Annotated in this window: 5 protein-coding genes and 1 pseudogene; 5 read left to right on the forward strand and 1 reads right to left on the reverse strand. The window is 25.2% G+C overall.

Annotation, left to right across the window (positions count from 1 at the left end; translation table 11 throughout):
* The first annotated feature begins 19 nt into the window (after nucleotides 1-19).
* The 3 genes from metG to lonC all read left to right on the forward strand — a co-directional run bounded on the left by metG (nucleotide 20) and on the right by lonC (nucleotide 4,265).
* Nucleotides 20-1,576, forward strand: coding sequence for a methionine--tRNA ligase (metG, locus tag A6P36_RS00495; RefSeq protein WP_066760250.1), 1,557 nt, complete (start codon nucleotides 20-22; stop codon nucleotides 1,574-1,576).
* Nucleotides 1,577-1,860: 284 nt separating this feature from the next.
* Complete coding sequence (rplI, locus tag A6P36_RS00500) at nucleotides 1,861-2,313, forward strand: 50S ribosomal protein L9 (RefSeq protein ID WP_066760251.1); 453 nt, start codon at nucleotides 1,861-1,863, stop codon at nucleotides 2,311-2,313.
* Between the two features lie 26 nt (nucleotides 2,314-2,339).
* Nucleotides 2,340-4,265 (forward strand): Lon family ATP-dependent protease, encoded by a 1,926-nt coding sequence (lonC, locus tag A6P36_RS00505; protein WP_066760252.1) that lies wholly within the window; start codon nucleotides 2,340-2,342, stop codon nucleotides 4,263-4,265.
* 4 nt (nucleotides 4,266-4,269) lie between these two features.
* Here the strand turns inward: lonC and A6P36_RS00510 are convergent, their stop codons facing one another.
* The gene (locus tag A6P36_RS00510) at nucleotides 4,270-4,812 is read right to left on the reverse strand and encodes a helix-turn-helix domain-containing protein (RefSeq protein ID WP_066760253.1); all 543 of its coding nucleotides are present in this window, start codon (nucleotides 4,810-4,812) and stop codon (nucleotides 4,270-4,272) included.
* A gap of 143 nt (nucleotides 4,813-4,955) precedes the next feature.
* Between A6P36_RS00510 and dnaB the strand changes: the two genes are divergently transcribed.
* Nucleotides 4,956-6,275 (forward strand): replicative DNA helicase, encoded by a 1,320-nt coding sequence (gene dnaB / locus A6P36_RS00515; RefSeq protein ID WP_066760254.1) that lies wholly within the window; start codon nucleotides 4,956-4,958, stop codon nucleotides 6,273-6,275.
* Between the two features lie 140 nt (nucleotides 6,276-6,415).
* Nucleotides 6,416-6,760: pseudogene (locus tag A6P36_RS00520) on the forward strand (NAD(P)-dependent oxidoreductase); the annotation flags it as partial.

A 6,760-nucleotide genomic window follows, 5' to 3' on the forward strand; every position in this document is an offset into this window, starting at 1 on the left:
TTGAAAGGATGAATTGAGAATGAAAAATACTTATTATATAACAACACCTATTTATTATGCTTCTGGAAATTTACATATTGGACATACTTATACAACAATAATAAGTGATTGTTTAGCTAGATTTAAAAGACTTCAAGGGTATGATACAATTTTTTTAACGGGAACAGATGAACACGGATTAAAAATTCAACAAAATGCGGAAAAAGCTTCTAAAGATCCAAAAGATTATGTTGATGAAATTGTAGACAAAATAAAAGAACTTTGGGATTTATTTAATATAAAATATGATAAATTCGTAAGAACAACAGACCCTTATCACATTAAAACAGTTCAAAATATTTTTGAAACTCTTTATAAAAATGGAGATATTTATAAAGGAACATATGAAGGACATTATTGCGTACCTTGTGAATCATTTTTTACTGAATCTCAATTAGAAAATGGAAAATGTCCAGACTGCAAACGAGATGTTACTCTTCAAAAAGAAGAAGCTTACTTTTTTAAAATAAGTAAATACGCAGATAAACTTTTAAAATATATAGAAGATAATCCTCATTTCATACAACCTGAATCTAGAAAAAATGAGATGATTAATAATTTTATAAAACCAGGTCTTCAAGACTTATGTGTATCTAGAACTAGCTTTAAATGGGGTATACCTGTAAATTTTGACTCAGACCATGTAATATATGTGTGGATTGATGCACTTTCAAATTATATTTCTGCACTTGGATACAAAAATGATGAAGAAAATTTAATGGAATCTTTTTGGCCTGCAGATTTACATATAGTTGGAAAAGAAATTGTTAGATTTCATGTAATTTATTGGCCAATTATGCTTTTTGCTTTAAATCTTCCACTACCTAAACAAGTTTTTGGACATGGATGGCTTTTAATTGATGGAAATAAAATGTCTAAGTCTCAAGGCAGTGTTATTGATCCAATTATTTTATCAAAACACTTTCCAATTGATGCTATAAGATATTTCCTTCTTCGTGAAGTTACCTTTGGAAATGATGGAATATTTAATAACGAATTGTTTATATTAAAAACAAATGCTGATCTTTCAAACTTACTTGGAAATTTAGTTTCAAGAACAATATCTATGGTTGAAAAATATTTCGGTGGTGTTATTCCTTCTCAAAAAGAAATTCTAGATGTAGATTTAAATTTAATAAATAACGTTAAAAATTTAAAAAATATTGTGACTAAAAATATGGATGAACTTAAAATTTCAAATGCTTTAAGTGAAATATTTAATGTTATTAGTTTATCTAACAAATATATAGATGAAACAGAACCTTGGGTACTTGGAAAAGATGAAAGTAAAAAAGATAGACTCGGCACTGTTTTATACAATTTGTGTGAATCAATAAGAGTTGTATCTATTCTTTTATCTCCATTTATGCCTGATACATCATTAAAAATAAAACAGAAACTTAATTATAAGCTAGATAATTTTGATTCAATTGAAAATTTTGATGGAACAGAATCTGGAGTTTCAATAAATAAAGGAGAAAATTTGTTTCCAAGAATTGATGTTGAAAAAAAATTAGAGGAACTAAAAAATTCTTAAATTAAAACAGGTGAAAATATAAATAATTTTCATCTGTTTTTTTATTTAAATCTATTTTTGGATGAAAATATACAAATATATATATATTTACATTACTTAATTAAGAATTTTTAAATAATTTTTTAACAATACTACATAATATTAATGCAATGAATTTTACCTTTTTAATATTTCTCTAAAATATAACTAAATAAAAGATTTAATAAATCTTGAAAAATAAAAATATTAAAACTAAAATATTAAGTACTAACATAATTTTATTTAACTTTTATGGAGGTATTTTTATGAAAGTTATATTAACAAGTGATATTAAAAATGTAGGTAAAAAAGATGATTTAATAGAAGTATCTGATGGATATGCTAGAAACTTTCTGTTTCCAAAAAAACTTGCAATTGAAGCTAATGACTCAAATTTAAATACATTAAACTATAAAAAAGAAAAGGAGCGTCAAGCTCACGTACAAAAGGTTGAGGAATTTCAACAAATTGCAAAAAATATAAAAGGAAAAGAAATCATAATAAAAACTAAAATAGGAAATAATGGAAAATTATTTGGTTCAATTACTTCTAAAGACATTTGTAATGAAATTAATTCTCTTTTTAATTTAAATTTAGATAAGAAGAAAATATCATTTGATCAAGTGAAAGCTTTAGGTAATTACCCAATTTCTATAAAATTATGCCCAGAAGTTTCAGTAAACATGGTATTAAAAGTTATTAATGAAGATGATAATTAATTTTATACATTTAAGGGGGAGATAATTTGAAATCAGAAGTTACAATAGATGAAATTGAGAAGTTACTACAAAAAAGTAATGATATTGAATTTAGAGTAAAAATATTATACGAAATGCTTGAAAAATTATTTGATAAAAATACTATAAAATCTAGAGCATCTAAATTTAAATTAATTAAACATATTTCAAGTAAAAACGTTAATGAAAAACTTTATGCAATAAATGTAATAGCTAGTGATGGGAAATCTTTAATGGAAATTCCTTCTAATGAACAATTAGAAGAAACATATTTAAAAACAAGAGATATAATCGTAGAAGAAATTAGTAGACGATATATTCAAAGTAAACTTGAAAGCGAAGTTGAAGCAATACTAAATGAAAAACAAGAAAAGTATATTGATGAAATTAAATTACAAATTATAAAGAAAAATAAAGGTCCTGAAAATACAAAAACACTTAAAAAATATGCTCAACTTGAGATGCTCACTAAAAAGAATCTTAATAAAAATATACAAAGTATATTAAGACCTCAATCTTTTGATGAAATAATTGGTCAGAAAAACTCAATTAAGTCCTTAATATCTAAACTTATTTCTCCATATCCACAACATATTTTAATTTATGGACCTCCTGGAGTTGGTAAAACTTCTGCTGCAAGAATTGCTCTTGAAGAAGCTAAAAAATTTAGTTTTACTCCATTTAATGAAAAATCAAATTTTATAGAAGTAAATGGAACAACTTTAAGGTGGGATCCTAGAGAAGTTACAAATCCTCTTTTAGGTTCTGTTCACGATCCAATTTATCAAGGAAGCAAAAAAGATTTAGCAGAAGTTGGTATTCCTGAACCAAAACCAGGTCTTGTAACAGATGCTCATGGAGGAATACTTTTTATAGATGAAATCGGAGAGTTAGATATTATTCTTCAAAACAAACTTTTAAAAGTTTTAGAAGATAGAAAAGTTGATTTTTCATCTGCTTATTACGATCCTGATGATGAAAATGTACCTAAATATGTTAAATTTTTATTTGAACATGGAGCACCCGCTGATTTTATTTTAATTGGAGCTACTACAAGAGAACCTCATGAAATAAATCCTGCTCTTCGCTCTAGATGCGCTGAAATATATTTTGAACCCTTAACGTCCAAAGATATTGAAACAATTGTAATAAATGCTTCAAATAAATTAAATGTTGAACTTGAAGATGGTGTTTCTGAAATTATAAGTGAACACTGCATTGAAGGAAGAAAAGCCACAAATATAATAAGTGATTGTTACGGATATGCTCTTTATAAAAATAAAGATTTAAAAGATAATGAAAAAATTAAAATAACTAAAGAAATTACAAAAGAAGTTTTATCTTCTTCAAGAACTTCTCCTTTTATAAAAATTTCTAAAGATTTTGATGAACAAGTAGGACTTATAAAAGGTTTAGGTGTTTCTGGATTCTTAGGATCAATTCTTGATTTTGAATCAGAAACTTTCAAAGCTAAGAGAACATCAAAAGGAAAGTTTAGATTTAATGAAACCGCAGGATCTATGACAAAAGACTCTGTATTTAACGCATCTACTGTTATAAGAAAATTAACAGGAATAGATTTAAATGATTATGATGTTCATTTAAATGCAATTGGCGGTGGAAAAATAGATGGACCTTCTGCGGGAGCTGCAATAACAATATGTATATTAAGCTCTATTTTAAATAAACCTATAAGACAAGATATTGCTATAACTGGTGAAATTTCCATTAAAGGAAAAATTAAACCTGTTGGTGGAATATTTGAAAAAATATATGCAGCACGAAGAAAAGGCTTAAAATACGTAATAATACCAAAAGAAAATGAAAATGATATACCTAAAGACTTAACAGATATAAAAGTAATTTGTGCTGAGACAATAAATGATATAACAAGTTTTGTATTTAAAGATAGTGATTTAGTTAAAAATATTTAAAAGATTAAAAATTTGGAGGAGTACTTATCCAAAGGACCTGTGCATCAATTGAATTTGATGTGTTTTCTATGTAATGGTCTACTATTGGTGAAAAATAAAAGCACTCTCCTTTTTTTACTCTTATTTTTCTACTTCCAAGATTTAAATATATACTTCCTTGAAACACATATCCAAACTCCTCTCCTTCATGAGGATCCTCTTTTAAAGTTTTCCCTCCTTTTTCTAAATGTACAATAATTGGTTCCATTTTATTTTTTTGAGAATTAGGTACTATCCAGTGTACATTATTTTTAAGTTCCTCATTATTAGTTACAAAATAATCATCACTACTAAAACAAATTTTTTCATTATTTTCTTCACTAAAAAATTCCTTTAAGTTCGTTCCTAAACATTCTAATATATCAACAAGAGTTGCAATAGATGGGGAAGTTAAATCTCTTTCAAGTTGAGATATAAATCCTTTTGATAATTCACTCCTATCTGCAAGCTCTTCTTGAGTTAACCCATTTTTTATACGCAAATGTCTTATCTTCTTACCTATTTTCATAATAATCTCCATAATTAATAAATATTAAACTTAAAGTTTAAAATTATAAACTATTATAATTTAATATTATTTTATTTGTCAATTGACATAACCTCTTTACAATAGTTTAATAGAAGTAAAGTTTTATAAATAAGGACAAGATTATGGAAAATAAAATTTCACCAAACAATATAGAATCAGAACAAACTGTTTTAGGGGCAATGATTATAAACAAAAATATTATTTATGAAGTAATTGAAACTCTAAATACAAATGACTTTTATAAAGATGCCCACAAACATATTTTTAAAACCATAAAAAAATTATTTTTAAAAGATATACATATAGATATAATTTCTCTAATTGAATATTTGAAAAAAGATAATCTTTTAGAATCTTCAGGTGGTTCTACTTACATAACAGAAATTTCAGATTCAATTGCAACTGTTGCAAATATACAAACACACATAAAAATAATAAAAGATAATTCTAAGCTTAGAAAATTAATTGATTTGTCAAACAATACTTTAGAGAAAATTTACAAAAAAGAAGATCCAGATATTTTAATTGAAAACATACAAAAAAATATTTTTGATATGTCTTTATCAGAAGATAAATCTCAAATAGAATCAATAAGCAATATTTTAGATAGAACTCTCTCTAATATTGAAAACTTATATATAAATAAAAATTCATTTGTTGGAGTATCTTCTGGTTTTTATGATTTAGATATGAAAACTTCTGGTTTTCAAAAATCTCAAATGATTTTAATTGCAGCTCGTCCATCTATGGGAAAAACAACATTCGCATTAAATATTGCAGAAAATGTAGCTATTAAAGATAAAAAAACCGTATTAATATTTTCTCTAGAAATGAGTAAAGAACAATTAACAAATAAATTAATATCTTCTATTACAAAAATAGACATGCAAAAACTCCAAACAGGTATGTTAGATGATTCAGACTTAGATAAATTAGCCAGTGGAATAGGAACCTTGGCTGATGCTAAAATTTTTATAGATGATACTCCAAATATTTCAATTTCAGAAATGAGAGCAAAATGCAGAAAACTAAAATTTTCTAACGAAATTGATTTAATTATAATAGATTATCTTCAACTTATGAGTGGAAATACAAGAACTGAAAGTCGTCAACAAGAAGTATCTGAAATTTCAAGATTTATAAAAGCTTTATCAAAAGAAATTGATTGTCCAGTAATTGCACTTTCCCAGCTTTCTCGTGCACCAGAACAAAGATCTGATCACAGACCAATGCTTTCTGATTTACGAGAATCAGGATCAATTGAACAAGACTCAGATATTGTTTTACTTTTATATAGAGATGAATACTACAATAAAGATACTGAATTTAAAAATATTGCTGAATGTATTATTGCAAAACATAGAAATGGAGAAGTAGGAACTGTAAAACTTGCGTGGATAGGACAATATTCAAAATTTGTAAATCTAGATAATGTACATTAAAAGAGTATTTATTTTTTTAAATACTCTTTTTATTTTATTATTATTATTTGTTAATTGATGTATAATTAATTCTAATTAGTTTTTGATAGTTGGAATTTTATAAAAATATTTTAAACAACCATAAAAGGAGAATTTTTTGTATGAGTAATCATGATGAATTTCTATTAGAAGAAAGCAATAAATGTTTATTGTGTAAAAAACCAAAATGTAAATCTCACTGCCCTATAAGTACAGATATACCAAAAATAATTGAACTATATAAAAATAAAAATTTACACGAAGCTGGAGAAATACTTTTTAAAAATAATCCTCTATCTCTTATATGTTCAATTGTTTGTTATCATAAAGATCAATGTTTTGGAAATTGCGTATTAAATTTTAAAAATAATGCTGTAAAATTTTATGAAATAGAAAATCACATATCATCAAAATACCTATATGAAAAAAAGTTCAGAAAAGAAAAATATTTAAATAAAAAAGTTGCC

The sequence above is a fragment of the Candidatus Arthromitus sp. SFB-turkey genome (assembly GCF_001655775.1).
Classification (GTDB): Bacteria; Bacillota; Clostridia; order Clostridiales; family Clostridiaceae; genus Dwaynesavagella; species Dwaynesavagella gallinarum.

Bases quoted from the DNA above. Each gene is read 5' to 3' on its own strand.
- metG (WP_066760250.1), top strand. From the start codon at position 20: ATGAAAAATACTTATTATATAACAACACCTATTTATTATGCTTCTGGA.
- dnaB (WP_066760254.1), top strand. From the start codon at position 4,956: ATGGAAAATAAAATTTCACCAAACAATATAGAATCAGAACAAACTGTT.
- A6P36_RS00510 (WP_066760253.1), bottom strand. From the start codon at position 4,812: ATGAAAATAGGTAAGAAGATAAGACATTTGCGTATAAAAAATGGGTTA.
- rplI (WP_066760251.1), top strand. From the start codon at position 1,861: ATGAAAGTTATATTAACAAGTGATATTAAAAATGTAGGTAAAAAAGAT.